We start from the raw sequence: 25,663 nt of genomic DNA on the forward strand, positions 1-25,663 counted from the left end.
TGGCCCGATGCCCGCACCGGAAGGGGAACCGTAGGTTTGACTCAAGCCGGGTGTGCAGGGCGATCCGCACCCCAGAGAGATTGAGGACCACCAATGACAGTCGCAAGCGATCTGGTCCGGTTCCTGATGCAACTCTTGGGCGACCGCGAGGCCACACAGGAATTCCTGGCAAATCCGGAGCGCGTCCTCGAGGACCATGGCCTGGGTGCTGTCTGCTCGGCCGACGTTGACGCAGCCATGCCGGTTGTCCTGGACTATGCGCCCGTTACGGTCAATGCTTCCCGGTTGGACCGGGACTACAACACCGGCGGCAACGGCGCAGCCACGGGGCCCGGCGGCAGCGGCGGAATCGCCTACACCCCGCCTCCAGCGGGCGGCGGGGACGGGGGCGGAGACCCCGAGCACGAGGACAATGCACACGCCATCCAGCAGCTCCAACGCATTGTAAACAACTACTCCTATACTTCAACCGTGGACGACCGGGATACCATCACCGACCATTCCGTCAACCAGAACATCTGGGCGGATGGCGACATCGAGCAATGGTTCGACAACGATTCCGTAGTGGCTTCCGGCGAGCATGCCATCGCCGCCGGCGACGACGTTGACATCGACATTGACGTTGACGCTGATCATTCCATCGACGTTGAGGACTCCTACAACCAGGACGACTCAACCGACAACTCCATCCACGCCGGCAGCGACGTCAACATCGGCACCGGGGAGACAGTCATCGATGACTCCTTCAACACCGACGTTGACATTGATGCCGATCTGGACGCCGTGGGCAACACTGAGGACAACCCGACGAATATCGACGTCCTGGCCTCCGGTAATGACAATTCCATCGACGACGCGTTCAATGAGACGGATATCGATGCTGAGCTGACCAATGCCGGCAACCCGGACTATTCCGACGTCACCTTGGACGATGTGGGGAATGAAACCACCATTCTCGATAACGTTGGCCACGAGGACACTGAACTGGAGGACTTTGGCAACGGGAACTCCCATGATGCGCCGCTCATTGGTGGGGACCTTGAGGACAATAACTTCGCCGCAGCCGGGGATGACGCCGCTATCGATGACTCATAAGTAAAGGAGGCGCTGTGGCAGATGCAGGGCCGGCAAGACCATCAACACCCCTGACCCAGGTCCAACTCGTTAGCCTGGTGGAGCAGGGCCTGGAACTGGTGGGCACCGGAGACCGCCTGGATCTCCGGAAACGCCTCGACCAGGCGCTAAGAAGGTTGCAGGACCCCAGCATCCGCGTCATCGTTGTGGGCGAATTCAAGCAAGGCAAAAGCAAGCTCATCAACGCCCTCGTGAACGCTCCGGTGTGCCCTGTCGATGACGACATCGCCACCTCCGTCCCCACCGTAGTCCGCTATGGCGACACCGCCTCCGCCGCCATCCTGGTTCCCGCGGCAGACGCCGACGACGACACCGACGTTGAACGCCAGCCCGTCCCGATCGCTGACCTGCCGTCCTATGTTTCCGAGCGGGGCAACCCCGGAAACAGTAAAAAACTTGTGGCGGCCGAGGTGTACCTGCCGCGAAAGCTGCTCACGGGCGGCCTCACGGTCATCGACACCCCTGGCGTGGGCGGGCTTAATTCGTCCCACACCCTTACCACCCTCACCGCGCTTCCCACCGCTGATGCCATGGTGCTGGTATCTGATGCTTCGCAGGAGTACACGGAACCGGAACTTCGTTTCCTCCGCCAGGCCATGCGGCTCACTCCCAGCGTTGTGGGCGTCCTGTCCAAGACGGACCTCTATCCGGACTGGCGGCGTGTTGAGGAGATCGACCGCGGACACCTTGCCCGGGTGGCGCAGGACATCCCGCTGTTCAGCGTCTCCTCCGACCTCCGCCTGGAAGCCGCGCGCCTGGAGGACACCGAACTGAACGCAGAGTCAGGTTTCCCGGGCCTGATCACCTACATCCGGAACGAGATCGTGGGGAAGGCCCAGCGCCTCCAGCGGCGTTCCGTCAGCCAGGACCTGCTGTCGGTCGCCGAGAATCTTCGGCTGTCCCTGCAGTCGGAACTGGAAGCATTCGAAAACCCGGAAAAAACGCCGCAGATGATTGCCGGCCTGGAAGCAGCCAGGGCGGAAGCCGACGAGCTGCGCAGGCGGTCCGCCCGCTGGCAGACCACCCTCAATGACGGCATCAGCGACCTCATGGCGGACATGGAATATGACCTCAGGGACCGGCTGCGCCGGATCCAGCGGGAAGCCGAGGGCGCCATCGACGCCGGTGATCCCGGGCCTATCTGGCCCCAATTCTCCACCTGGCTCGAGGATTGCGTCGCTGCGGCGATCTCGGACACGTTCGTCTGGACCAGCGAGCGGGCGCAGTGGCTCGCCGCTCAGGTGGCGGAGCATTTCGCCGAGGACGAGGTTGCCCTGCCCGTCCTTCACGTTTCAGATACCGGAGACGTCCTGGACCCCGTGGATGACATGCCCGTGCTGGACAGCGGCCGCATCAACCCGATCCAAAAGGTGCTGATCGGTATGCGCGGGTCCTACGGCGGTGTGCTGATGTTCGGCCTGCTGACCGGGATCTTCGGCATGGCCCTCATCAACCCCCTCTCCGTGGGTGCCGGGCTCCTGCTTGGCCGCAAGGCATACCGGGAAGACAGGGAAGCAAGGCTGAAGCGGCGCCAGGCCGAGGCCAAGGCCCTGGTACGGCGCCAACTGGACGACGTCACCTTCCAGGTGGGCAAGCAGTTGAAGGACCGGCTGCGGCTTGTCCAGCGCTCCACCCGGGACCATTTCACGGAGATCGCAGACCAGCATCACCGTTCCCTGGCTGATTCCGTGGCCGCAGCCCAGAAGGCAGCAGCCACTTACGCCCTGGAAAAGGTGGCACGGATCCGCGAAATCAAGGTTGAGCTCAAAAAGGTTGAGGCGTTGACACGTGCTGCCGAGGCGGTGGCGGCCGAAGTGGCAGCCGGCGCACCCCGGGCCCGCAAGTCCGCCGCGCAGAATCCGGAACCGACGGCCGGTCCGGCCCCTGTGGTGGGAGCGCCGCCGGCTGCGGCGGGGGTGGTATGACCGCGTCAACGATTGCGGGAGCAGCGGACCTCGTCCGGGAGGCGCTGCACGCCTACCGGGATGATCCGGCAGCCGTGGCAGTACTCCAGGGTTATGCCAGGAGGCTGGAAGAACCGCTGCGGATTGCCCTTGCCGGCATGGTGAAGGCAGGGAAGTCCACGCTCCTGAACGCCATCCTCGGTGAGGAGATAGCCCCCACGGACACTGCGGAGTGCACCCGGATCGTCACCTGGTACCGCTACGGCTACACGCCGCGGATCACGCTGTACCCGGTTGAGGGCCCACCACGCCGCCTTCCCGTCAAGCGCGTGAATGGCCGATTGGTGTTTGTCCTTGGCAACGTCAAGGCGGACGACGTCGGCCGCCTTGACGTCGAGTGGCCGTCACCGGCCCTGCGGGACATGACCCTGATCGACACCCCGGGTATCGCTTCCCTCTCGGAAGACGTGGCGGCACGGTCCACCAGGTTCCTCACACCGGAGGACACGCCGTCGGAAGCGGACGCCGTCATTTACCTGATGCGCCACATGCATGCATCGGACCTGCGGTTCCTGGAAGCGTTCAAGGACACCGAAGCAGGGAAGTCCGGTACGGTCAACGCCCTTGCTGTCCTCTCCCGGGCCGATGAGGTGGGTGGAGGAAGGATCGATTCCCTCCTTGCCGCCGGGGAAATCGCCGAAAGATACCGGCGGGACCACAACCTGCGGAAGCTGGCGTTGGGGGTGGTCCCGGTGGCGGGACTTCTGGCCCAGAGCGCCCGCACCATGCGCCAGTCCGATTTCGAGGCCCTGCAGTTGCTGGCCGGGATGGAACGGGCAGACCGGGAAAAGCTCCTCTTGTCCGCGGACCGCTTCCTGCGTGCTGCAGGCCCGGAAGGATTGACGACGGCGGCCCGCGCCGCGCTGCTGGAAAGGTACGGTGTGTTCGGCATCCGCCTTTCAGCCGTCCTCATCCGCAACGGGTTTGCCGAACCGACGCCCCTGGCGACCGAACTCGCCCGGCGCAGCGGGCTGCATCCCCTTCTTGAACTGCTGGCGCGCCAGTTCCAGGCCCGGGCCGAGGCGCTTAAGGCCAGGACCGCCCTGGTGGGGGTGGAAACCCTGCTGCGGACTTCACCCCGCGAGGGGACCGGCAAGCTGGCAGTGGCACTGGAACGGCTGCAGGTCAACGCCCACGAGTTCCGTGAACTGCGGCTCCTGGCAGCCCTCCGGACCACCGGGGTTACGCTGCCCGCTGGGCTCGCCAACGAAGCCGAGGGCCTCATTGGTGGCTGGGGTGCCGCCTCGCACGTGCGGCTCGGACTGGAGGCCGGCGCCGGCCCGGACCAGCTCGCTGCCGAGGCACGCAGCCGATTGGAACGCTGGCGGGCCGTAGCTGAAAACCCGTTGACCGACCGATCCGCTGTCGAGGTGTGCAGGGTGGTCATCCGCAGCTGTGAGGGCATTGTGGCCATCTGTACCCAGGCGGCGGGCCAGCCCGCTTAGCCGCTGGATCAAGGGGCCGATTTCAACGGCCGGATTTCAGCCAGGCGTAGCCCCTACTTCAGCCCGTCGGTATCGTGTTCGTCGGATTCGTGTTTGTCCTTGCCGCCGGCCGTGCCATCGCCTCGGTTCTTCGCCTTGGCATCCAGTTCAGCCTTCAGCCTCTTCAGGCGCTCGGCTTCCGCCTGGTTGCGCCGGCGGGCTTCAAGGTTGCGGAGGAAGTCCGGATCATCGTCCGGAGCGGTGGGATGGCGCTGGCTCTGTTGGGGAGAGGCTCCTCGCGGCCGGCCGATCAGGAGCCAGAGAATAGCGCCGATGACGGGCAAAACAATCATGACCACGATCCAGGCCGGTTTGGAGATCCCCCGGGTGAGTCGCCCATCAGTGCGGATCACGTCCACGAGGCCATACACAAAGATGACGAGGACTGCCACGGCCAAAGCCACACGGAGGAGCATGCCATTAAGTCTATCGTCAGGAGGCGCGGGGGCCTTCGGCCGGAGGCGGCTAAACTTGAATGTGGCCTTTTTGAAATATTCCCTGATCCGCCTGGCTCTCTTTGCGCCCCTGTTCGTAGTTTTTATGTTCCTGCAGCTGGGCGTGCTGATGTCCGTCATCTGCGCGGCACTGATCGCCTTCGCCGTGAGCTACCTGTTCTTCCAGAAGCAGCGGGATGAGGCGGCAGCGGCCCTGCACCAGCGTTTTTCCGGCCAGGCCAAGCCGCTCCGCTCCGCCAATGAAGTCCAGGACGCCAACGCCGAGGACGCCCTCCTGGATGCCAACCCGGATATCGCCATCAGAAACGACGCCAAGCATCCCAAACAGTCCTAGCAGCGCCTTAGCCCAGGCCTGGAAGATCCGGTCCTAGAAGCCGTGGCTGAGCACCAGGCCCAGTGAGAACAGCAGGCTGTACCCGAGATTGATCAGCCCGGTCTGCTTCAGGACCGGGATGAGGCTCTTGCGCTTGCGCCCGTTGATCATCAGCCAGGCAGGCATCAGGCACGCCGGAATAAGCAGCAGAACGATCAGCATCCACGGCCGTCCGGGGGCCAGGATCACCACCAGCATGATGGCCACGGCGAGCATCAGGACGTAGCTCTCGCGGGCATGCTTGTCACCCAACCGTACGGCGAGGGTTTTCTTTCCCGCCTGGATATCGGTGGGGATGTCGCGGACGTTGTTGGCCATCAGCAGCGCCGTGGCAATCAGCCCGGTGCCGATCGCGCCGATGATGGCCGGCAGGTTGATCTGTCCCGCCTGCGTATACGTGGTGCCCAGTGTGGCCACCAGCCCGAAGAAAACAAACACAAACACGTCGCCCAGGCCCATGTAGCCATAGGGGTTTTTGCCGCCGGTATAGCCCCAGGCCGCCATGACGCACCCCAGCCCCACCAGGATCAGCCACCAGCTCTGCGTGATGATCACCAGGACCAGCCCGAAAATCATGGCGGCACCAAACGTACCGAACGCAGCATATTTGACGTGCGCGGGCTTGGCGGCGCCTGAACCTACCAGGCGGAGCGGACCCACCCGGTCGTCGTCGGTGCCGCGGATACCGTCTGAGTAGTCATTGGCGAAGTTCACACCCACTTGGAGCAGAAGTGCCACGAGCGCCGCAAGGATGGCGTTGAACAGGAGGAACGAATCCATCTCATAGGCGGCGGCGGAGCCGATCAGCACCGGCGCAATCGCAGCGGGCAGCGTCCGGAGTCGGGCGCCTTGGATCCATTGTGCGGCTGTGGCCACGGTCAGTACCTCGCGTTGGTTTGGGAAGGCGGCAGGGTGGGGTCCTGCCCGGTGGTGCAGGTCTACTTTACTTTCCCTGGTGCAGGGCGTTGAGTTCGGCGGCCATTGCCAGCCGGTCGGGCTTACCGTTCGGCAGCATCAGCAGTGCCTTGGCGGCGAGTACTGTTTTGGGCGCCAGGATGCCCAGCGTCCGGTGCCATTCCTGTTCAAGGACGACGGCGTGGTCCCGGCCTGACGCGAAGCCGACGGCTTCGGCGGCGGTCCCGGCCCCTGTCCCTGAGCCTTTTTCGGCCAGTGCCACGTAGGCGGCCACCGCCTGGCCCCACTCCGCGGACGGGACACCGGTCACAAAGGCTGCGGCGACGGCGTCGGACTTTTCCAGCTCTTTCTGCACATGCGCCGCCGAAACTTTGATGCCGCCGGTGATGATGACATCATCGGCCCGGCCCAGGACGGTGAGCCGGCCGTCGTGGTCGATGCTGCCCAGATCACTGGTGCGGTACCAGCGGACGCCGTCCTCCTCGAAGAAGGTGGCGTTGGCCTCATCCGGCGCTTCGAGGTAGCCCGCCGCGATGGTGTCGCCGCCCAGCAGGATCCGGCCGTCAGGCTCAACCCGGACGGACACCCCTTCCAGCGGGAAGCCGTTATAGACGCAGCCGCCGCAGGACTCGGCAGAGCCGTAGGTGGTGACGACGCGGACGCCGGCCTCCGCGGCGGCGGCCAGCAGCGGCGCGGGGGCGGGGGCGCCGCCCAGCAGGATGGCGTTGAACCGGCGGAGTACTGCCAGGGTGTCCGGGGAGGGCGCATCCAGGAGCCGCTGCAACTGGGTGGGGACCAGCGACGTGAACCGGATTTTGTCGGTCAGTTCCAGGGCCGCAGCCGTGAAGGCTTCGGGGGTGAACCCGCCGGACATGTCCATCACCCAGGGGCGGGTGCCGGCGAACAGCGAACGCACCAGGACCTGGATGCCCGCCACGTACTGGACGGGCAGCGCGAGGAGCCACTGACCTTCACCCTTGAGCGCCAGGGCCGTGGACATCGAGGATGCGGCCAGGGATTCGACCGTCAGGACGGTGGCCTTGGGGGTCCCGGTGGAACCGGAGGTGCGGACCACGGCCACGGCGTCGTCGCAGCCAGGCGTGTCCACATGGCCTACCACCAGGTGTCCGTCCCCATCGACGGAAAGTTCGACGGCGGGGCCCTCGCCGTGGAGTGCGGCGGCCAGGGCCTTCAGGGCCGGTTCGATGTTGGGGGCGCCGGTGATTTGTGTGTTGCTGCTGGTGGAGCCTGTTGGTTCGCTGCTCATTTGCCGGGTCCTGCCTTAGAAGTAGTGCGGGAAGTTGGACCAGTCCGGATCGCGTTTTTGCAGGAAGGCCTCCTTGCCCTCCACCGCCTCGTCCGTCATGTAGGCCAGCCGCGTGGCTTCGCCGGCGAAAACCTGCTGGCCCGCGAGTCCGTCGTCGGCAAGGTTGAAGGCGAACTTGAGCATGCGGATGGCCTGCGGCGACTGCCGCGCAATGTCCGCCGCATATTCCAGGGCAACCTCTTCGAGGCGCCCGTGGTCCACGGCCTCATTCACGGCGCCCATCCGGACCATGTCCTCCGCGGAATATTCGCGGGCCAGGAAGAAAATTTCCCGGGCGGCCTTCTGCCCGATCTGGCGCGCCAGCAGGGCCGAGCCGTAGCCGGCGTCGAAGCTTCCCACCGTGGCGTCCGTCTGCTTGAACTTGCCGTGCTGCCGGGAGGCGATGGTGAGGTCGGCCACCACATGCAGGGAGTGCCCGCCGCCGGCAGCCCAGCCATTGACGACGGCGATGACCACCTTGGGCATGGTCCGCATCAGCCGCTGGACTTCCAGGATGTGCAGCCTGCCGGCCCGGGCGGGGTCGATGCTCTCCTGGGTCTCGCCGTCTGCATACCGATACCCGTCCCTGCCCCTGATCCGCTGGTCTCCGCCGGAGCAGAAGGAGTGGCCGCCGTCCCTCGGGGAGGGGCCGTTGCCGGTGAGCAGGACGGTGGCGACGTCCGGTGACATCCGTGCGTGGTCCATCGCCCGGTACAGCTCATCCACCGTGCCGGGGCGGAATGCGTTGCGGACCTCGGGCCGGTTGAAAGCGATCCGGACCGTGGGCAGGTCACGCACCCACCCGCCGTCGGAATCCCTTTCCACCTGCCGGTGGTAGGTCATGTCCTGGAAGTCGTCAAAGCCGGACACAACACGCCAGCGGGTGGGATCGAAGACGTCGGACACCGAGGCGGGGATTTGGTTGCTCACCGTCCAAGTCTAGTAATCGGGGTCAGTTGATGCAGAACTCGTTGCCCTCAGGGTCCGCCATCGTGTGCCATGAATGCGGTCCCTCATTGGCTGTCCAAAGGAACGTGGCACCCCGGGCCTCAAGTTCCCGGCGCACCTCGTCCTTGTCCCGGCCCGCCAGGTTGATGTCCCAGTGCACGCGGTTCTTGACTCTTTTGTCCTCCGGCGCCGTCTGGAACAGGAGGCGCCGCGTGGGTGCCTTCACCTCGAGTTCCTCGGGCGGCCGGATGGCGCACGCATCACGCCACACGAGCACCCCGTTGTGGATGGTTGTCTGATCATCGCTGGCGTACCCCTGCTCGATCATGGACCGGATGAAACCTTCGTCCTGGGGCTCCACGGCCCAGTCCAGGGACTCCGCCCACCACTCGGCCAGATGGTGCGGATCACGGCAGTCAATGACAATCTGGATATTCAGTCCCATGCCACCAAGCTACGTGGGCCAGGGCCGGTGCGACAGGGCCGGCACGGGCATCTTCCGGTGTTCACGGTCCAAGGGTCCAGCCATTCGGCGTAGCCGCAGCCCGCCTGGCTAGGCCGGGACCTGCTGGAGCTGTTCGTAGACCTCCGGCGGGATGGCGTAGATGAACACCACTGCCAGCAGGTTCTTGGCGGCATGGACAAAGTAGGAGAACATCAAGTTCCTGCCGGTCCAGACATAGACGAACACCAGCGTTGCCCCCATGGCCAGGTACGGCAGCAGGACGGTGAGCGTCAGCGCCTCCCGGCCCACGATGTGCAGGGCGGCGAACAGAAGGACAGACAACCCGCAGCACACCCAGAGGTTGATACGCCGGCTCAGCTTGCCGATCAGCAGGTGGCGGAAGATGTATTCCTCCACGAACGGGCCCACCACCACCAGCAGCGGGACCATCAGCCACGCCGGGACCTGCTGCATCAGTGCCTGGAGTCCAGCCTGGTTCTCGGAGGTTGCCACATTACCGCTGGCCGCCACCACCACGGCCGTGAGGATCATCATCACAATCACGGCGGCCGGAACCATCATCAGGGTGAACCACGGCCGGGTTGCCAGCACCCGCAGGTCACGGCCCACCACCTGGCGGGCGGCCAGGAGCGCCAGGATTCCCACCGAGGCATAAAAGAGCAGGTTCATGGCGTAGGAGGCCGCGGCCGGCGTGGGAGCGACCTGCCGGAGGAAGGGCGCCACCAATTCCCTGGCCACCGCGAACAATCCGGCAATAGCCACGTACAGGCCCACCGCTGTGAAGTCGAGGGGCGAAAAGCGGTAGAGCTGCGGCTGCGGTGCGGGTGGTCGGCGGTGTGCGATGGCCATGTTGCCAGCCTATCCCCACCGAACTGGCTGGCAGATAACGCACCGACAGCGTGAATGGGGACGTTCAATGCGGCCTGGATGGGCGCTTGACTCAACAACCGCTGGCTCCGCCTGAGGGACGTCAGGTAGTTAGGTCGGGCGGCTAGAGGCCGGCGGTTGAGTGCTCCCGAAAAACAGTGAGTTTTGCGTTAAGGGATCGTTACCGGGGAACCGGCAGCCCGAAACATGGGCGTCGCAGGATGGGCTGTAACAGTTGTTGCCGGCCGAAAGGGCACGCCCATGCTGACCAAGAACCTTTTCCTCCAGGGCATCTTCCCCTTCCAGGGCGCGGGCATGGAAAAACCGGTGCCCATTCACAGCGAGCTCTCGCATTACGTCCCGGACGGGGTCATTAATCAGACGCTCTACTTCCGCGGCGGCAATTCGAGCCCGGAACTGATCACGGTGGCCCTCCTGCGTAACGGGGTGCCCATGCGGTACTTTCCCATCGGTGCCAAAAGCGACGTCCATGTTCCGCTGCGGGTGGTGGAGGACATCGAGGGCGGGTCGGCCATCGAGCTGTACCTGGCCGCCCCGGAGGGCGTCAGCGGGTCCGTGGTGATCGACCTGGGCATGGTGGAACACTGATGACCAGCGTCCTGGACGCTCCGCGGACCCGGCCATCTGGGCAAGGTCCCTCCGCGCCGGGCCCGCGCCGCCGGCTGGTGGTGATCGGCAACGGCATGGCTGGCGCCCGGGCGGTGGAGGAAATCCTCGCCCGGGGCAGTGCCGGACAGTTCACCATCACCATGTTTGGCGATGAACCCTATGGAAACTACAACCGGATCATGCTCAGCCACGTCCTCTCCGGCGAGGAAAACGACGCCGATATTTTCCTGAACTCCCTTTCCTGGTACCAGGACAACGGCATCACGCTGCATGCCGGCGTCAGGGTGGACCGGATCGACCGTTTCACGAAGCACGTCTTCTCCAGCGACGGCAGGGTGACACCCTACGACACCCTGGTCATCGCCACCGGCAGCCGCTCGCACATGCCGCCGATGGACGGCCTTTACACGCCCGCGGGGTCCGTGAAGCCGGGCGTGTTCGGGTTCCGCACCATCGACGACACCCGCAAAATGGTGGCGTATGGGCAGGACGAGCACCACCGCCGCGCTGTGGTGATCGGCGGGGGACTACTGGGGCTTGAGGCAGCCTACGGCCTGCGCAGCAACGGGATCGAGGTGGTCGTGGTCCATTCTGCTGGTCACCTGATGAGCGCGCAGATGGGGCCCGACGGCGGTGCGGTGCTCCGCCGCAGCGTGGAGGCCCTGGGCATCGGGGTACTTACCGGCAGCCGCACCACGGCTCTGCTGGGACGCGACCGGGTCACCGGGGTCAGCCTCCGCGACGGCACCGACATCGCGTGCGACATGGTGGTGGTGGCCGCAGGAATCCGCCCCAACGTGGACCTCGCCGTCCTCAGCGGCCTGCCCGTGGAACGGGCCATCGTGGTGGATGACAGGTTGCGGGTCCAGGACGAGGACGACATTTACGCGGTGGGGGAGTGCGTCCAGCACCGCGGTGAGGTGTACGGCCTGGTGGCACCGCTCTGGGAGCAGGCCGTGGTGCTGGCCAACCATGTGACAGGGGCGGACACCTCCGCCATATACCTGGGCTCCCGCACGGCCACCAAGCTGAAGGTGGCCGGCGTCGAAGTGGCCTCCATGGGCCTGCACGGACCCGAACTCGACACGGATGAACATATCGTTTTCTCCGAGCCCAGCCGCGGCGTCTTCAAATCCATCGTGGTCCGGGACAACAAGATGGTGGGCGCCACGCTCCTTGGCGACAGCCGCAAGGTGGCCTACCTGACCCAGGCCTACGACCGGGGACTGCCCCTGCCCGAGGAGCGGATCGGGCTGATGTTCGACCTTGGCACGCCGGACGGGGACACTGGAGTGGCCGAGCTCAGCGGTGACGCGCAGGTGTGCAACTGCAATGGCGTCAGCAAGAAGACCTTGGTGGACGCGGTGCAGGGCGGTTGCGCCACCGTTGCCGGAGCCATGGAGGCTACCCGCGCCGGCAAGGGGTGCGGCTCGTGCAAGCTGCTGGTGCGGCAGGTGGTGGAATGGGCGGCGGATGGAGCCGTGGAAGAGGACCCCGCGGCCAGTTACTACGTCCCCGCCATTCCCCTGGACAAGACGGCTTTGATGGAGGAGATCCGGAAGCGCGGGCTGCGTTCGGTCTCGGCCGTGTTCCAGGCACTGGCTCCGGGCGGTGAAGACGCCAGGTCCAAGATGGGGCTTGCCTCGCTGCTGAAGATGATGCTGGCGGACCAGTACATTGACGAACGCGACGCCCGGTTCATCAATGACCGCGTGCACGCCAACATCCAGCGGGACGGCACGTTCTCGGTGGTGCCCCAGATGAAGGGCGGGGTGACGTCGGTCCAGCAGCTGCGCCGGATCGCCGACGTTGCCGAGAAGCACAATGTCCCGCTGATCAAGCTGACCGGCGGGCAGCGGATCGACCTGCTGGGGATCCGCAAGGAGGACCTGCCGCAGGTGTGGGCGGACCTGGACATGCCCTCGGGTTATGCGTACGGGAAGAGCTTCCGCACAGTGAAGACCTGTGTGGGCAAGGACTTCTGCCGCTACGGGACCGGGGATTCCACCAGGCTTGGCATTGAGCTCGAATCCCGCTTCCAGGGGATCGAAGCGCCGGCCAAGCTGAAGCTGGCGGTGTCCGGATGTCCCCGGAACTGCGCGGAGTCGTTAGTCAAGGACGTGGGAGTTGTGGCGGTGGAAGGCGGCCGGTGGGAGATCTATGTGGGTGGTGCTGCCGGCGCCCACATCCGCAAGGGCGATCTCCTCGCCACCGTAGATGATCCTGAAGAGGTCAAGGTCCTCGCCGGCAGGTTCATGCAGTACTACCGGGAACGCGCCAACTGGCTGGAACGGACGTACTCGTTTGTCCCCCGGGTTGGCATCGAGCATCTGCGGAATGTGATTGTGGCCGACTCGGAGGGCCTTGCGGCCCGGTTGGACACCGCCATGCAGGCCTCCGTCGACAGCTACGAGGACCCCTGGACAGAGCGTGGGGACGCAATGACCCCCGGACAGTTCCGCACCTCCCTGCCGCTGACGGTGCTCCCGCAGGTACCCGTCCAATGAGCACCACCGACATTCCGATGGAAGGAAAGGCGTTCGTCCTGGGGCCGGTGGAGCAGATTCCGCTCGGCGAGGGCAGGGCCTTCGCCGTGGACGGCGGGCAGGTGGCCGTTTTCCGGCTTCGGGACGGCTCGCTCCGGGCGCTCCCGGCGGTTTGTCCGCACCGGGGAGGCCCGCTGGCCGACGGCACCCTTGACCTCAACGTGGTGGTGTGTCCGTTGCACCAGCATGCGTTTGACCTGGCCACGGGCTGCTCCACCACCGGCGTGGACAATCTCCGCCCTTACACCGTGTCAACGGACGCGCAGCAGAATCTGGTCCTGCAGCTCCCGGTGTAGCGCGCGTCACGTAGCACCCCGTTGCGTCTTGTAAGATAGACGAGCCGCGCGAAGCTTCGGCGCCACGAGAGATTCCCATCACATTGGGTTGCCCAACAGGCATTTCCCCGAATTATGTGAGCGGGATCATTCGTGTTCCGGATGCGGCCAACCCCCAACCCACAAGGAACCGTTGTGCCTCAAAGTACCCCCACAGATCTCCAGAACCCCACGGCACCATCCACCGCCGTCGACCCCTCCCTCAGCGCCGAGGGTTACAGCAAGACGCTGGGCCGGCGCCACGTCACCATGATCGCCATGGGCGGCGCCATCGGCGTCGGCCTGTTCATGGGTGCCGGCGGCCGGCTGGCCTCCACTGGCCCGGCCCTGATTTTCTCCTACGCCATTGCCGGCGTCATCGCCTACCTGCTGATGCGGGCGCTGGGCGAACTCATCATGTACCGCCAGACCTCCGGCTCATTCGTCAGCTACGCCGGCGAGATGTTCGGCAAAAAGGGCGCCTACCTCTCCGGCTGGATGTATTTCATCAACTGGGGCATGACCGGCATCGCGGAATTGATCGCGATCGGACTGTACTTCCAGTTCTTCTTCCCCAACGTCCCGGTGGAAGCCTCCGCCATCGCCGCACTGGCGCTGCTGGTGGCAGTCAACCTGCTAAGCGTCAAGGCGTTCGGCGAGTTCGAATTCTGGGCCTCCTGCCTCAAGGTGGGCGCCATCCTGATCTTCCTGGCAGTGGGCACCTTCATGGTGGTCACCAACGCCCAGGTGGGCGACGGCCATGCGTCGGTCGCCAACCTCTTCGCCGGTGACGGCGGCATGTTCCCCAAGGGCGCAGTGGTGATGGTCCTGGTCCTCAATGCCGTGATCTTTGCCTACAACGGCATCGAACTGGTGGGCATCACCGCCGGGGAGATGCAGGACCCGGAACGCGAAGTGCCCAAGGCCGTGCGCGCCGTCGTCCTGCGCATCGTGGTGTTCTACGTTGGCTCCGTGACCCTGCTGGCCATGCTGCTGCCGTCCGACCAGTACGTAGCGGGCACCTCACCGTTCGTCACCGTCTTCGGCCAGATGGGCCTGGCCTGGGTGGGTGACGTGATGAACATGATCGTCATCACCGCCGCACTTTCCTCCTGCAACTCCGGCCTGTACTCCATCGGCCGCGTGTTCCGCACCATGGCCAACAACGGCCACGCACCCCAGTGGCTCACCAAGATGTCCAAGCGGCACGTCCCGTACGCGGCCATCCTCGCCATCGCGGTGTTCTACCTGGTGGGCATCCTCCTCAACATCTGGCTGGGCGGTTCCTACGCGTTCGACCTGGCACTGAACTCGGCCTCCATCGGCGTGATCTTCTGCTGGGGCGCCATCTTCGCCAGCCAGATTGTGCTGCGCCACCGCAAGGGTGTCACCTCCAGCCTGCCGATGCCCGGTTCGCCGTGGACCAGCTGGGCCGGCCTAATTGGCCTGCTGGCCATCACGGTGCTCATCGGCTTCGACACGATGACCAGCAAGAGCGGCGAGGTGTTCTACCTGGGCCTCTGGACCCTGGCCACCATCCCGTTCTTCGCGGTGGTCCTGTGGCTGGGCTGGCAGAAGGTCAAGAACAACGAGCCCAAGAGCGAGCTGTACAGCTAGCACCTCTTGCGGCAGGCGGGTGGTTGAGCCTGCCGAAACCCACGGCGGGTCACCCTTTCGGGGGCGGCCCGCCGTTTGGCGTCCTCCCGCCCGTTCCAGCGTGCCGGATGACCTGAATCGCCGGAACAGTGCCTGGTCGCTGAAACGCTTCAGCGTCCCGGAACGGTTCCGGCGATTTGGACGCCGGCACGGTTAGAGAGGGCAGCGAGGATGCGGTTCTTGAATTCGTGTTCGCGGAACAGATCCTTCCACTCGACGCGGACGAAGAGCCACCCCTCTTCAGTAAGTGCTTTCTCCCGGCGCCGCTCCTGGTACAGGACCTCAGCGGTTGGTGCGTAGTCGAAATATTTGATCCTCCCGTCGAATTCAAGAGCGACTTTCTTCTCCCGCCACGCGAAGTCGAAGCGGTGCCAGCCCAAGCGGCTCCGGACCTCCACCTGTGCTTCGGGCATGGGCAGGTTTAGCCGTGCGAGGAGCTCCCGGGTCAGCGTTTCTCCGGCCGATTCGGCGCGGGCATCCGCATTGGCCAGTGCGGGGCGAAGGGTTCTTATTCCACCGCAGCCTGACAGGTTGCCGGCCATGGCATTCATAAGATCGGGGCTGGCACCGAACCTAAGCGCATGGTCCACGAGGATCAGTGCCTGGCGGTATTCAAGCATCATCCCGCAGTCCACAACTGTCCGTTCAAGGGTCGTCACCCTGAGGTTTCCGATCATTGTCACTTCCGAATCCGTATAGGGCCGGGTATGGCCGCGGACATCCTTCCCGAGGCGCTCGCCGGATGGCCGAACCCGGAGCAGGATATGGATCAGGTCATCCACATCCCAGAGGAAGAGGCGGTGAAGGCGTGCCGCGGAAGTATGGCTGTAGACAAGGTTTCCCGTTGAGGTGGTGAGTGTCCCATGGGCATGGGCATGGATCAACTGCAGGCTGCGGACTTTTGCAGACTGCTTTTCCCACACCGAGCCGCGGATGTAACAGCCATACCGCAAGCGGACGAGGCTTCCCTGATTGACCAGATGCCGGATGGTCCGGGAGTTGAGCCCCTTGGCATGAAGCTGGTCGGTTCGCCAGAGGTTTCCCGTGGCCGGCAATTGCGGCAAAGGTGCGGAACGTTTTGTCATGCACCCAGCTTCAGGAGTGGGTAACGCCTTGGGCCAGGCGCCGTCGTCGCTATGTGGAAAATGTCCATGGACGCTGGAACCGTGCAGGTTCGCCGAAACGGTTCAGCGTCAAGGCAGCGTTCCGGCGAATTTGACGGAAAGCGGTGGAAACGGTGGTGCCGGGCGCCGCGCCGGGGCAAACTGGGGCTTGTGAGTGAACCGGGGCTTGTAGGCGAACCGTGGGTGCTGCACGTGGACCTCGACCAGTTCATCGCCGCCGTCGAGGTGCTCCGCCGGCCCGAGCTCGCGGGCAAGGCGGTGATCGTTGGCGGCCGCGGCGATCCCACCGAGCGGGCCGTCGTCTCGACGGCGTCCTACGAAGCCAGGGTGTTCGGCGTGGGCTCCGGCATGCCGCTGCGCATCGCCGCGCGGAAAGTGCCCGAGGCTGTGATCCTGCCCGTGGACCACGAGGCCTACCTGGAAGCGTCCGAAAAAGTCATGGCGGTGCTGCGTTCACAACCCGGCGCTACAGTCCAGGTGCTCGGCTGGGATGAAGCGTTTATCGGCGTGCAGACGGATAATCCCGAGGCGTACGCCCGGCAGGTGCAGCGTGCCGTCCTTGAGGAGACGCGGCTGCACTGCAGTGTGGGCATCGGCGACACCCTGGTCCGGGCAAAGGTGGCGACGTCGTTCGGCAAACCCGCCGGCGTCTTCCGGCTCACAGAAGCGAACTGGCTCGAGGTCATGGGGAGCCGGCCCACCACCGAGCTGTGGGGCGTGGGAACGAAGATTTCCCGCCGCCTTGCCACGCTCGGCATCAAGACGGTCGCCGGGCTCGCGGGGTCCAATCCGGAGGACCTGGTCCCCGAGTTCGGGCCGAGGATGGGCCCCTGGTATGCGCAGCTGGGGCGGGGCGACGGTTCGCGGACGGTGGATGACACGCCCTGGGTGGCCCGCGGGCACAGCCGCGAAACCACCTTCCAGCATGATCTGACGGAATCCGGGCAGATTGAGGACGCCGTCAGGGAGTTGGCGGCGCACGTCCTGGAGGATGTCGCGGCCGAGGGGCGGCCGGTGGTGGGGCTGACGCTCAAGGTCCGCTACGCCCCGTTCATCACCAAGACGTACGCCAGGAAGATCCCCGAGACATCGGACCCCGCGGAAGTACTCGCCCGCACCCTCGACCTGGTGGCGAAAATCGAGCCGGAGCGCCCCATCCGGCTCCTCGGTTTGCGGGCCGAAATGACGATGCCGGATGACTCCCGGCAGGGGCATACGCCAACCCGCAGCGGATGGTGATGGATCCCGGAAACTGATTCCCTGGACAAACAGAACGGCGGCGGATCGTGGGGATCCGCCGCCGTTTCGCTCTGTTACAGCCGGCCTGGTGAAGCCTGGCTGCCGCAGGAGAGGCTAGTCGCGCTTGAACTCGTCCTTGACGCTTTCGCCCACCTTCTTGGCGTCAGCCTTGACCTGGTCGGCCTGGCCTTCGGCCTTCAGGCGGTCGTTATCGGTCGCGTTGCCCGTTGCTTCCTTGGCCTTGCCGCCGAGATCTTCTGCTGCGTTACTGATCTTGTCTCCGAGGCCCATGGTGGTGGCCTCCTTTCGTTTCCTTTGATCAAAAACAGTGCATTTTCACCCTAACACGAAGCTTGCTTACTATTTCGGGCCTTCTCTGTTTCGGGCGGACGGGCCGCCTGTTGATTGTCGGTGCCCGCGGCTAGGCTCGAAACATGGAGCACAGCACCAGCCTCACCCAGCACATCCAGGCGCCACCGGAAAAAGTCTGGTCCGTCATTACGGATATCCCCGGCTCGGCGGCCACCCTTTCCGGAGTGGAGTCCGTTCAACTCCTCACCGATGGCCCGTATGGCGAGGGGACGCGCTGGAAGGAGACCCGGAAGATGTTCGGCAGGGCTGAAACCGTGGAGATGTGGGTGGCCGAGACTGAGCCGAACCGCAGCACCACCGTCAGGGCCGGGCAGGGCGGAGCGGACTACACCACCCGGTTCAGCCTGTCCCCGCGGGACGCCGGCACGGACCTCACCCTCACGTTCGCTGCCGAGGTCATCAAGCCCACTGTTGCCAGCAAAATCCTGATGCTGCTGTTCGGCCGGATGGGCATGGCCGCCACCCGCAAGGCCCTCACCAAGGACCTCGCGGAGATCGCCGCCAAAGCGGAATCGCTCGCGTAGTGGCGGCTTCAACTGGCCGGAGCGGCGCCGCCAAGGCCGCCGCATCTAAAGTTGCTGCCCCCAGGGTCTCGCCTGTTGTGCTGGAAGACCTGGCCGAGGATCCCGCGCAGGGTTTCCGGCGCGGGGAAAGGCACGACGGCGGCCGGTACAGCCGCGTGGAGGCCGACGGCCTGGAACTGGCCGGCACGGACTTCGCCGAGTGTGAGTTCCAGGGCATCTCCTTCAACGACACCCAGCTCCGCGGCTCTTCCTTTCGCGACTGCATCCTGGGCGAGTTGTATTCCCCCGTTTTCCGGGCTGCCCGGACCACGTGGCGGGACGTTGAGCTGCGTAACCCGCGGCTGGGCTCGGCCGAACTGTATGAGAGCGGCTGGCAGTCCGTGCGCATCGACGGCGGCAAGCTGGATTTCCTCAACCTGCGGGGCGCCAAGCTCACGGATGTGCTGATCACTGACTGCATCATCAACGAACTGGACCTCGGTTCAGCAGCAGGGACCCGGGTGGCGTTGAAGAACTGCACCGTCGGGTCGCTGGACCTTAGTGGGGCGAGACTCAAGGACTTCGACCTCCGCGGCACCGAATTCCGCAGTATCAGCGGACTCGGCAGCCTGGCCGGCGTGGTGATCGATGAATTCCAGCTGGGCCTGTTGGCGCCCCTGCTGGCAGCGCATCTGGGCGTCACGGTCCTCTAAAACCCTGGTATTCACAGCTGACTCCTCCGTGTACTATTTACAGAACGAACGGTCGGTAAGTGGGGGAGCTGCCGGCCGCAGATGACAGTGCTGTTTATCGCGTGAAGGGTGTTTCCATGGCTGCAACCGCAGGTCCGCAGGCTTTCCTTGTTGGCGGGGTCCGAACGCCGGTGGGCAAATACGGCGGCGCGCTGTCGTCCATCCGCCCTGATGACCTTGCAGCCCTGGTGATCCGGGAAGCGGTGCACCGGGCGGGCCTGGATCCGGACAGCATCGACGAAGTCATCCTGGGCAATGCCAACGGGGCCGGGGAGGAAAACCGGAACGTGGCGCGGATGGCCACCCTGCTCGCCGGGCTGCCCCTCCACATCCCGGGCATTACCGTCAACAGGCTCTGCGCCTCCGGTCTGAGCGCCATCATCCAGGCGAGCCACATGATCAAGGCCGGCGCCGCGGACATCGTGATTGCCGGCGGTGTTGAATCCATGAGCCGGGCTCCCTGGGTCCAGGAGAAGCCCACCGCGGCTTTCGCCAAGCCGGGCCAGATCTTCGATACATCCATTGGCTGGCGCTTCACGAATCCCCGGTTCCACAAGGGTGAACTGGCCCGCGACGGCAAGATGACCTACGCCATGCCGGAAACCGCGGAGGAAGTAGCCCGCGTTGACGGCATTTCCCGCGAGGACGCCGACGCCTTCGCCGTCCGCTCCCACCAGCGGGCCTTGGACGCCATCGCTGCCGGCCGCTTCAAGGACGAGATCGTCCCCGTCACCGTCAAGACCCGCAAGTCCGAGCACGTGGTGGACACCGATGAAGGCCCCCGCGAGGGCACCACCCTGGACGTCCTTGCCGGGCTGAAGCCGGTAACGCACGGCGGGACCGTGGTCACCGCCGGCAACTCCTCGTCCCTCAATGACGGCGCTTCCGCCATCATCGTCGCCTCGGAGGCGGCCATCGAGCGGCTGGGCCTGATGCCGCGGGCGCGGATCATCGATGGCGCCTCGGCCGGCTGCGAGCCGGAAATCATGGGCATCGGTCCCGTGCCGGCCACGCAGAAAATCCTGAAGCGGAGCGGCCTCAGCGTCGGTGACCTTGACGCCGTCGAACTCAACGAGGCCTTCGCCACCCAGTCCCTGGCGTGCATCCGGCGGCTGGGCCTGGAACCGGACATCGTGAATAACGACGGCGGCGCCATCGCTTTGGGCCACCCGCTGGGTTCCAGCGGGGCCAGGATCGCCATCACGCTGCTGGGGCGGATGGAGCGTGAGGACGCCAAGGTGGGGCTGGCGACGATGTGCATTGGTGTGGGTCAGGGTACGGCGATGCTGCTGGAGAAGGTCTGATGGCGGGGGCTGTGGACTTGGCGGCGGAGAAATTCCATGCGCTGATGGTGGAGGAGCGCACGGACCGTGTGGTGGTGCTCCTCAACCGTCCCGAGGTGCGGAACGCCATCGACCAGCAGATGGTGGATGAACTCCATGTGGTCTGCACGGCCCTGGAGCAGAACCCGAAGGTGCTGATCATCGCAGGGGTTGACGGTGTGTTTGCCTCGGGAGCGGACATCGCCCAGCTGCGCGAGCGGCGCCGGGACGATGCCCTGCAGGGCATCAATTCCACGATTTTCGTCCGGATCGCCAAGCTGCCCATGCCGGTGATTGCGGCCCTGGACGGGTACTGCCTGGGCGGCGGCGCGGAACTGGCTTATTCGGCTGACTTCCGGATCGGTACGCCGAACGTGCGCATCGGAAACCCGGAAACCGGGCTGGGCATCCTCGCCGCGGCAGGTGCGAGCTGGCGGCTTAAGGAACTGGTGGGGGAACCGGTGGCCAAGCAGATCCTTTTGGCCGGCAAAGTCCTTGGCGCCGACGAAGCTTTGGCGGTAAACCTCATCACCGGGATCCACGAGCCGGAACTGCTGCTGGACGCGGCGCATGAACTGGCGGACCGGATCGTCCGGCAGGACCCGCTGGCGGTGCGGATCACCAAGTCGGTGTTCCACGCCCCCGCAGAAGCTCATCCGCTCATTGACCAGTTGGCCCAGGGCATCCTTTTTGAGTCCGAGGCCAAGTTCCACCGGATGCAGAAGTTCCTCGACAGGAACGCAGATAAGAAGGCCGAAAAGAACACCGGCGTGAAAACCGACGCCGAAACCGGAGAGAAGAATTCATGAGCAAATCGCAGCTTTCACCTGGCCTGCCTTCGCGCGTGGGTGTCCTGGGCGGCGGGCGCATGGGTGCGGGCATCGCCCATGCCTTCCTGGTTAAGGGAGCCGACGTACTGGTCATCGAGCGCGACGAACAGTCCGCAGAGGCTGCCCGGGAGCGGGTTGAATCGGCCGCGGCCAAGAGCATTGAGCGCGGCGCCGTTGACGCCAACCTGGACGAACTCGTATCCCGGCTGACAGTGGACGTGGACTACGACACTTTCAAAGACCGGCAGCTGGTGGTCGAGGCAGTGCCCGAGGACTGGGACTTAAAAGTGACGGCACTGCGCGGGATCGAGGAACGGCTGGCCTACGATGCGTACCTGGCGTCCAATACCTCGTCCCTGTCCGTGGACGGCCTGGCCGGTGAACTGAAGCGGCCGGAAAATTTCCTGGGGCTGCATTTCTTCAACCCGGTGCCGGCGTCAACGCTCATCGAGGTGGTGCTCGGCAAGCGCACGTCTCCCGGCCTCGCTGCCGCCGCGAAAGGGTGGGTGGAGGCACTCGGCAAGACCGCCGTCGTCGTAAACGACGCTCCCGGGTTCGCGTCCTCAAGGCTGGGCGTAGCGATCGCCCTGGAGGCGATGCGCATGGTGGAGGAGGGCGTCGCGTCCGCCGAGGACATCGACGCTGCCATGGTCCTGGGTTACAAGCACCCCACGGGACCGCTGAAAACAACTGACATCGTGGGGCTGGACGTCCGGCTGGGCATCGCCGAATACCTCCACTCCACCCTGGGTGAACGCTTCGCGCCGCCGCAGATCCTCAAGGACAAGGTGGCCCGCGGCGAATTGGGGCGCAAAACCGGGAAGGGCTTTTTTGACTGGCCCAGCTAGATTGACTGGCCCAGCCGGGAAAGCGGGTTAGACGATATGAAGTGGGGCGCGTTGCTTGGATGACTGCCCGTCCGGGCCCGGCCATTGTCGCCGGGGCGGTCCGGCCAGCGCCGGCTTGACCGGATCAGTTGCCTCTGGTGGAGCGGCGGCGCTGCCGGGCCTGCAACCCTGGCGGAATGTCCTTTGTCCGGACGGGCCGGGGCCTTCTGTGTCACAGGTCCCGTGGGTTACCACTAACGGCGCCCTTTGGGCCTGACGGCTCATCGGGGGTGCAATGGTAGTGCCACATGTGAAGCTTGGGAGGTCCCGGCTATGTTTGAGCATACTTTCATCGGGCTGGATGTTCACGCGGTAAACATCGTGGGCCATGCACTGAGCCCGGCCACCGGCGAAATCAGCACCCACACCATGGCCTCTGAGCCGCCTATGGTTTTGGAATGGGTCCACCGGTTCGAGCCGCCCGTCAAGGTCGTTTACGAATCGGGCCCGACCGGGTTCGTCCTTGCCCGGTACCTTCGCGCAGCAGGCATCAACTGTGTAGTCGCGGCGGCCTCGAAACTGTTGCGGGCTCCCGGCGACCGGGTCAAAACCGACCGGCGGGACGCCAGGGTGTTGGCCGAGATGCTCGCGGTCGGCTCCATTACCGAGGTGCGGATTCCGGACCCGGACGAAGAAGCGCTCCGGGATCTGTCCCGGCTGCGCTCGGGCACGGCTAAGGACCTCGCGCACGCCCGTCAGCACGTCAACGCCATCCTGCTGCGTCACGGCATCCGCTACCCCAACGACACCCGATGGACGAAGGAACACAGCCTATGGCTGCATCGCCAACGCTTTGAGCAACCGGCACTGCAGTTCACCTACGAAGCAGATGTGGAGCAGGCCGAACTGCTCGCCGGGCACCTTGCCCGGATCGACAAACACGTCGCAGCCACCGCAAGGGCATGCCGCTACGGCCCGGTCATCGACGCATTGATGTGCATGCGCGGAATCCAGATCACGACCGCGTTCGGGCTGGCCGTGGAAATCGGGGACTGGACGCGCTTCACCGGCTCGTCCATCGGCTCTTACCTCGGGCTCGTGCCCAGCGAGAACTCCTCGGGCCAGTCCCGGCACTTGGGCGCGATCACGAAGGCCGGGAACACCTACGCCCGCAAGCTCCTCATCGAGGCCGCTTGGCAACACCGGCGCCCCTACTCCCGGCCCGGGGAACGGCTGCTGCGCCAACTCGATCTCGTCGCGCCGGCAACCCGGATCCGCGCCCTGGAAGGAAACCACCGCCTCCACCACAAATGGGAAGTTTTCGATGAACGCCACAAAACGTCCGTCAAAGCCAACACCGCGATCGCCCGCGAGCTCGCGGGCTGGTGCTGGTCACTGGCCGCACCGCTCCAGCGAGGAGAAAGCATGACCGCGGCCTAACCCCCGAACGTGCCCCTCGAACGTGGTGGGAAGTGACGTGGCAGCACGCGGAGCTAACCCGGGACTCGACTATGAGCAGACGGATCACCCCCGTCGACGCTCGACCTTAGACACCGATCAACGCTCCAGCCGAACATCGTCATGCGGTAGCCAACCCGCGCATATCAGTCTGACACTGCCGTCGACAACGACTCGCCAGCACTACCCCCGCCACACCCGACCGGCACACGATGAGCGGCCCCCCGGAACAAACCCAGGAGCCGCTCATCTATGCCCTCTTGACACCAGAACCTACATATCAGTCGAGCATGCTCACGATGTAGCCGACGAAGTAGAGCAGCGCCAGCAGGACCACCACCGCGATCGCAGCGATCACGATGATCTGCGTGCCCTTCTTCGTGCCGTGCTCGTCATGGCCCTGGGTGGTGTTGGTGGAGGCTTCACCCGGCGGCGTTTCGCCCGGGGGCACTCCGCCGCCAGGCTCCAGGCCAGTCAGCTTGTCCTCTTCCGGGTCCGGATTGTGTCCTGACACGTCATCTCCCTCGTTTGCTGTCCGTGGGTCGTTCCCCAGCGTAACGGGCTGCGGAGGTTGGACCTAGGCTGGTGCAGTGGCTTTCCTTAAACCCCTTACCCTGACCGGACGGTATGTAACCCTCGAGCCGCTGTCCGTGGAGCACCACGACGGCCTGGTCGAGGCGGCCAGGGACGGTGAGCTGTGGCGGCTCTGGTACACCTCGGTGCCCTCGCCGGAGGGAATGGCAGCCGAGATTGAGCGGCGGCTCGCTCTGCAGGAGCAGGGCTCCATGCTGCCCTTCACTACCCGGTTGATGGACCCGGCTACCGGCGGCCCGGGCAGGATCATCGGGATGACCACCTATATGAATGTCGACGCCGGCACTCCCCGCGTGGAGATCGGCTCCACCTGGAATGCCGCTTCCGTGCAGGGGACAGGAACGAATCCCGATTCGAAGCTTCTGCTCCTGCGCCATGCGTTTGAGGTGCTTGGCTGCCCGGCGGTGGAGTTCCGGACGCACTGGCTCAACCACCAGTCGCGTGAGGCCATTGCCCGGCTCGGAGCGAAGCAGGACGGCGTGCTCCGCAATCATTCCAGGACCAGCGACGGCATCCTCCGCGACACCGTGGTGTTCTCCATCCTCGAACACGAATGGCCCATGGTCCGCGCCGGGCTCGAATACCGGCTCGCCCGGCGCGGATAGGGCTCCGCGTGCTGCTTTTTAGTTGCGATCAAACGCCTTCTGGCTTACCAGCGAAGCAAAGTACCCATGCCGGTAACCTTCTCCGGTCGGGTGGAAATTGGCTGGATCGAGGAGGTCAGCTTGGTTGAAGTTGATCCACGGCTCGGCTGACCCTACGCCGTGGTCCGCGAAGGCTGCTGTTACATCGACGTACTGTGCACCCGTCCCCACGGCGACATTTGCGATGAGCGCGTTCAGTACCTCTGTTGTGGGGTTCGCGATGCCGGCGAAGGGGTGGGTTGGATCGAAGAGCAATGGGTAGCCCGTCAACACGATCTTGGCGGACGGCGATTCATAGTGGATCGCTGCCACCACTGCGGCCAGTTCTGTAGCCAATGTCCCGTCTGTTAGCTTCGCCCGCGCAGTCCCCACCGCCTCCAAACATGCAGCAGATTGCGGAGCGGGAATACAGGCGAGGAGGACGTTTGTTGTACCGAGGTCATTTCCGCCGACCGTAACCGTGACTATGTCCGTGTTCCCGTCAACCGCTTCGGGCACGTCGAGGAGCACATCCCTCACAACCTGACCCGAGCACGCTGCGTTCACGTCCAATCGCACATTTCCAAGGTTGTCAGCTATCGCTGGATACCCCTTGCGACTTATGAAGCAGCTGCGATCGGTGTAAGGCGTCGCGCCTTGACCAGCGGCATAGGAGTCTCCAAGGGCCACGTAGTCGAGTACCGGTCGCGGGGCCGCATCGGCTGGGATGGCCGTGAAGCCGAGTGCCATCGCAAGTGTGGCGAGACCGGCTGCGAAAGCCGAGTGCCGCCGTCGTACTAATGCTTTTCCCATGGGCGTTCTCCTTTGAACAAACTGTCGGCAGAAGGCATGTACATGCCACCGTACGCTTGCCTGCGGCGCCGGTCACTGACCTTGAGTACTCGTTTTTGCTTCACATGCGCCTGCAGATGACGTGCGACTCCTGTGACTCCTGTGATTA

At 64.9% G+C, this 25,663-nt stretch carries 26 protein-coding genes; 16 read left to right on the forward strand and 10 right to left on the reverse strand.

Translation table 11 applies throughout. From position 1 onward, the window contains the following. Positions 1-93: 93 nt before the first annotated feature. Genes QF047_RS03215 through QF047_RS03225 form a run of 3 tightly spaced genes read left to right on the forward strand, consistent with a single transcriptional unit; the run spans position 94 to position 4,543 of the window. Positions 94-1,095 (forward strand): IniB N-terminal domain-containing protein, encoded by a 1,002-nt coding sequence (locus QF047_RS03215; RefSeq protein WP_307273866.1) that lies wholly within the window; start codon positions 94-96, stop codon positions 1,093-1,095. A gap of 14 nt (positions 1,096-1,109) precedes the next feature. After that, complete coding sequence (locus QF047_RS03220; RefSeq protein WP_307273869.1) at positions 1,110-3,059, forward strand: dynamin family protein; 1,950 nt, start codon at positions 1,110-1,112, stop codon at positions 3,057-3,059. Continuing rightward, the gene (locus QF047_RS03225) at positions 3,056-4,543 is read left to right on the forward strand and encodes a dynamin family protein (RefSeq protein WP_307273872.1); all 1,488 of its coding nucleotides are present in this window, start codon (positions 3,056-3,058) and stop codon (positions 4,541-4,543) included. The genes QF047_RS03220 and QF047_RS03225 overlap by 4 nt, the downstream gene beginning before the upstream one ends. A gap of 53 nt (positions 4,544-4,596) precedes the next feature. On the opposite strand, the gene QF047_RS03230 is transcribed toward QF047_RS03225, so the two are convergent. Further along, on the reverse strand, positions 4,597-4,998 hold the full coding sequence (locus QF047_RS03230; RefSeq protein ID WP_306635501.1) for a PLD nuclease N-terminal domain-containing protein: 402 nt from the start codon (positions 4,996-4,998) through the stop codon (positions 4,597-4,599). Positions 4,999-5,059: 61 nt separating this feature from the next. Here QF047_RS03230 and QF047_RS03235 point away from each other — a divergent pair, with 61 nt between their 5' ends. Beyond that, positions 5,060-5,371 (forward strand): DUF4229 domain-containing protein, encoded by a 312-nt coding sequence (locus tag QF047_RS03235; RefSeq protein ID WP_306635499.1) that lies wholly within the window; start codon positions 5,060-5,062, stop codon positions 5,369-5,371. Between the two features lie 33 nt (positions 5,372-5,404). Here the strand turns inward: QF047_RS03235 and QF047_RS03240 are convergent, their stop codons facing one another. The 5 genes from QF047_RS03240 to QF047_RS03260 form a co-directional block, all read right to left on the reverse strand. Continuing rightward, positions 5,405-6,286 (reverse strand): 1,4-dihydroxy-2-naphthoate polyprenyltransferase, encoded by an 882-nt coding sequence (locus QF047_RS03240; protein WP_307273879.1) that lies wholly within the window; start codon positions 6,284-6,286, stop codon positions 5,405-5,407. Between the two features lie 67 nt (positions 6,287-6,353). Further along, complete coding sequence (locus QF047_RS03245; RefSeq protein WP_307273881.1) at positions 6,354-7,592, reverse strand: AMP-binding protein; 1,239 nt, start codon at positions 7,590-7,592, stop codon at positions 6,354-6,356. 15 nt (positions 7,593-7,607) lie between these two features. Beyond that, positions 7,608-8,561 carry a 1,4-dihydroxy-2-naphthoyl-CoA synthase gene (locus QF047_RS03250; RefSeq protein WP_306635495.1) on the reverse strand — a complete coding sequence of 318 codons (954 nt, stop codon included), beginning with the start codon at positions 8,559-8,561 and terminating at the stop codon, positions 7,608-7,610. A gap of 22 nt (positions 8,562-8,583) precedes the next feature. Next, positions 8,584-9,024: a VOC family protein gene (locus QF047_RS03255; protein ID WP_306635493.1), complete on the reverse strand. Its 441-nt coding sequence runs from the start codon at positions 9,022-9,024 to the stop codon at positions 8,584-8,586. A gap of 108 nt (positions 9,025-9,132) precedes the next feature. Further along, positions 9,133-9,894 carry a CPBP family intramembrane glutamic endopeptidase gene (locus QF047_RS03260; RefSeq protein ID WP_307273885.1) on the reverse strand — a complete coding sequence of 254 codons (762 nt, stop codon included), beginning with the start codon at positions 9,892-9,894 and terminating at the stop codon, positions 9,133-9,135. 279 nt (positions 9,895-10,173) lie between these two features. Here QF047_RS03260 and QF047_RS03265 point away from each other — a divergent pair, with 279 nt between their 5' ends. From QF047_RS03265 to QF047_RS03280, 4 genes are all read left to right on the forward strand, one after another. Next, positions 10,174-10,521, forward strand: a complete 348-nt coding sequence (locus QF047_RS03265; RefSeq protein WP_307273887.1) for a molybdopterin oxidoreductase — start codon at positions 10,174-10,176, stop codon at positions 10,519-10,521. Next, entirely contained in the window at positions 10,521-13,049 is a 2,529-nt protein-coding gene (nirB, locus tag QF047_RS03270; RefSeq protein ID WP_307273889.1) for a nitrite reductase large subunit NirB, read from the forward strand. Before QF047_RS03265 ends, nirB begins: the two co-directional genes overlap by 1 nt. Continuing rightward, positions 13,046-13,384, forward strand: coding sequence for a Rieske 2Fe-2S domain-containing protein (locus QF047_RS03275; protein ID WP_307273892.1), 339 nt, complete (start codon positions 13,046-13,048; stop codon positions 13,382-13,384). The genes nirB and QF047_RS03275 overlap by 4 nt, the downstream gene beginning before the upstream one ends. A gap of 174 nt (positions 13,385-13,558) precedes the next feature. Then, positions 13,559-15,019 (forward strand): amino acid permease, encoded by a 1,461-nt coding sequence (locus QF047_RS03280; RefSeq protein WP_307273895.1) that lies wholly within the window; start codon positions 13,559-13,561, stop codon positions 15,017-15,019. 149 nt (positions 15,020-15,168) lie between these two features. Here the strand turns inward: QF047_RS03280 and QF047_RS03285 are convergent, their stop codons facing one another. Continuing rightward, on the reverse strand, positions 15,169-16,143 hold the full coding sequence (locus tag QF047_RS03285) for a hypothetical protein (RefSeq protein ID WP_307273897.1): 975 nt from the start codon (positions 16,141-16,143) through the stop codon (positions 15,169-15,171). Positions 16,144-16,365: 222 nt separating this feature from the next. Between QF047_RS03285 and QF047_RS03290 the strand changes: the two genes are divergently transcribed. Continuing rightward, positions 16,366-17,421 carry a DNA polymerase IV gene (locus QF047_RS03290; RefSeq protein ID WP_307281734.1) on the forward strand — a complete coding sequence of 352 codons (1,056 nt, stop codon included), beginning with the start codon at positions 16,366-16,368 and terminating at the stop codon, positions 17,419-17,421. A 114-nt stretch (positions 17,422-17,535) separates the two neighbouring features. Here the strand turns inward: QF047_RS03290 and QF047_RS03295 are convergent, their stop codons facing one another. Beyond that, on the reverse strand, positions 17,536-17,712 hold the full coding sequence (locus tag QF047_RS03295; protein ID WP_221386135.1) for a CsbD family protein: 177 nt from the start codon (positions 17,710-17,712) through the stop codon (positions 17,536-17,538). Positions 17,713-17,855: 143 nt separating this feature from the next. On the opposite strand from QF047_RS03295, the gene QF047_RS03300 reads away from it, so the two are divergent. The 6 genes from QF047_RS03300 to QF047_RS03325 all read left to right on the forward strand — a co-directional run bounded on the left by QF047_RS03300 (position 17,856) and on the right by QF047_RS03325 (position 23,467). Further along, complete coding sequence (locus QF047_RS03300) at positions 17,856-18,317, forward strand: SRPBCC family protein (RefSeq protein WP_307273902.1); 462 nt, start codon at positions 17,856-17,858, stop codon at positions 18,315-18,317. After that, entirely contained in the window at positions 18,317-19,009 is a 693-nt protein-coding gene (locus QF047_RS03305) for a pentapeptide repeat-containing protein (protein WP_307273904.1), read from the forward strand. The genes QF047_RS03300 and QF047_RS03305 overlap by 1 nt, the downstream gene beginning before the upstream one ends. 116 nt (positions 19,010-19,125) lie before the next feature. Beyond that, positions 19,126-20,352, forward strand: coding sequence for a thiolase family protein (locus QF047_RS03310; protein WP_307273906.1), 1,227 nt, complete (start codon positions 19,126-19,128; stop codon positions 20,350-20,352). Next, positions 20,352-21,179, forward strand: a complete 828-nt coding sequence (locus tag QF047_RS03315; protein WP_307273909.1) for an enoyl-CoA hydratase/isomerase family protein — start codon at positions 20,352-20,354, stop codon at positions 21,177-21,179. The genes QF047_RS03310 and QF047_RS03315 overlap by 1 nt, the downstream gene beginning before the upstream one ends. Next, positions 21,176-22,048, forward strand: coding sequence for a 3-hydroxyacyl-CoA dehydrogenase family protein (locus QF047_RS03320; RefSeq protein ID WP_307273912.1), 873 nt, complete (start codon positions 21,176-21,178; stop codon positions 22,046-22,048). Before QF047_RS03315 ends, QF047_RS03320 begins: the two co-directional genes overlap by 4 nt. Positions 22,049-22,360: 312 nt before the next feature. Continuing rightward, the gene (locus tag QF047_RS03325) at positions 22,361-23,467 is read left to right on the forward strand and encodes an IS110 family transposase (protein ID WP_307273914.1); all 1,107 of its coding nucleotides are present in this window, start codon (positions 22,361-22,363) and stop codon (positions 23,465-23,467) included. A gap of 298 nt (positions 23,468-23,765) precedes the next feature. On the opposite strand, the gene QF047_RS03330 is transcribed toward QF047_RS03325, so the two are convergent. Then, a complete protein-coding gene (locus tag QF047_RS03330) occupies positions 23,766-23,999 on the reverse strand; it encodes a DUF6480 family protein (protein WP_307273918.1) in 234 nt (77 codons plus the stop codon). Positions 24,000-24,075: 76 nt separating this feature from the next. Here QF047_RS03330 and QF047_RS03335 point away from each other — a divergent pair, with 76 nt between their 5' ends. Continuing rightward, positions 24,076-24,684 carry a GNAT family N-acetyltransferase gene (locus tag QF047_RS03335; RefSeq protein WP_307273921.1) on the forward strand — a complete coding sequence of 203 codons (609 nt, stop codon included), beginning with the start codon at positions 24,076-24,078 and terminating at the stop codon, positions 24,682-24,684. 18 nt (positions 24,685-24,702) lie between these two features. Here QF047_RS03335 and QF047_RS03340 read toward each other — a convergent pair whose 3' ends face one another. Further along, a complete protein-coding gene (locus tag QF047_RS03340; protein ID WP_307273924.1) occupies positions 24,703-25,515 on the reverse strand; it encodes an SGNH/GDSL hydrolase family protein in 813 nt (270 codons plus the stop codon). Between the last annotated feature and the right edge of the window lie 148 nt (positions 25,516-25,663).

The sequence above is a fragment of the Arthrobacter sp. W4I7 genome (assembly GCF_030816215.1).
Classification (GTDB): domain Bacteria; phylum Actinomycetota; class Actinomycetes; order Actinomycetales; family Micrococcaceae; genus Arthrobacter; species Arthrobacter siccitolerans_A.

Excerpts from the sequence above, each read along its gene's own strand:
- nirB (WP_307273889.1), top strand. The coding sequence starts at position 10,521 with ATGACCAGCGTCCTGGACGCTCCGCGGACCCGGCCATCTGGGCAAGGT.
- QF047_RS03320 (WP_307273912.1), top strand. The coding sequence starts at position 21,176 with ATGAGCAAATCGCAGCTTTCACCTGGCCTGCCTTCGCGCGTGGGTGTC.
- QF047_RS03260 (WP_307273885.1), bottom strand. The coding sequence starts at position 9,894 with ATGGCCATCGCACACCGCCGACCACCCGCACCGCAGCCGCAGCTCTAC.
- QF047_RS03295 (WP_221386135.1), bottom strand. The coding sequence starts at position 17,712 with ATGGGCCTCGGAGACAAGATCAGTAACGCAGCAGAAGATCTCGGCGGC.
- QF047_RS03315 (WP_307273909.1), top strand. The coding sequence starts at position 20,352 with ATGGCGGGGGCTGTGGACTTGGCGGCGGAGAAATTCCATGCGCTGATG.
- QF047_RS03340 (WP_307273924.1), bottom strand. The coding sequence starts at position 25,515 with ATGGGAAAAGCATTAGTACGACGGCGGCACTCGGCTTTCGCAGCCGGT.
- QF047_RS03300 (WP_307273902.1), top strand. The coding sequence starts at position 17,856 with ATGGAGCACAGCACCAGCCTCACCCAGCACATCCAGGCGCCACCGGAA.
- QF047_RS03310 (WP_307273906.1), top strand. The coding sequence starts at position 19,126 with ATGGCTGCAACCGCAGGTCCGCAGGCTTTCCTTGTTGGCGGGGTCCGA.
- QF047_RS03275 (WP_307273892.1), top strand. The coding sequence starts at position 13,046 with ATGAGCACCACCGACATTCCGATGGAAGGAAAGGCGTTCGTCCTGGGG.
- QF047_RS03325 (WP_307273914.1), top strand. The coding sequence starts at position 22,361 with ATGTTTGAGCATACTTTCATCGGGCTGGATGTTCACGCGGTAAACATC.
- QF047_RS03245 (WP_307273881.1), bottom strand. The coding sequence starts at position 7,592 with ATGAGCAGCGAACCAACAGGCTCCACCAGCAGCAACACACAAATCACC.
- QF047_RS03215 (WP_307273866.1), top strand. The coding sequence starts at position 94 with ATGACAGTCGCAAGCGATCTGGTCCGGTTCCTGATGCAACTCTTGGGC.
- QF047_RS03285 (WP_307273897.1), bottom strand. The coding sequence starts at position 16,143 with ATGACAAAACGTTCCGCACCTTTGCCGCAATTGCCGGCCACGGGAAAC.
- QF047_RS03265 (WP_307273887.1), top strand. The coding sequence starts at position 10,174 with ATGCTGACCAAGAACCTTTTCCTCCAGGGCATCTTCCCCTTCCAGGGC.
- QF047_RS03225 (WP_307273872.1), top strand. The coding sequence starts at position 3,056 with ATGACCGCGTCAACGATTGCGGGAGCAGCGGACCTCGTCCGGGAGGCG.
- QF047_RS03230 (WP_306635501.1), bottom strand. The coding sequence starts at position 4,998 with ATGCTCCTCCGTGTGGCTTTGGCCGTGGCAGTCCTCGTCATCTTTGTG.
- QF047_RS03255 (WP_306635493.1), bottom strand. The coding sequence starts at position 9,024 with ATGGGACTGAATATCCAGATTGTCATTGACTGCCGTGATCCGCACCAT.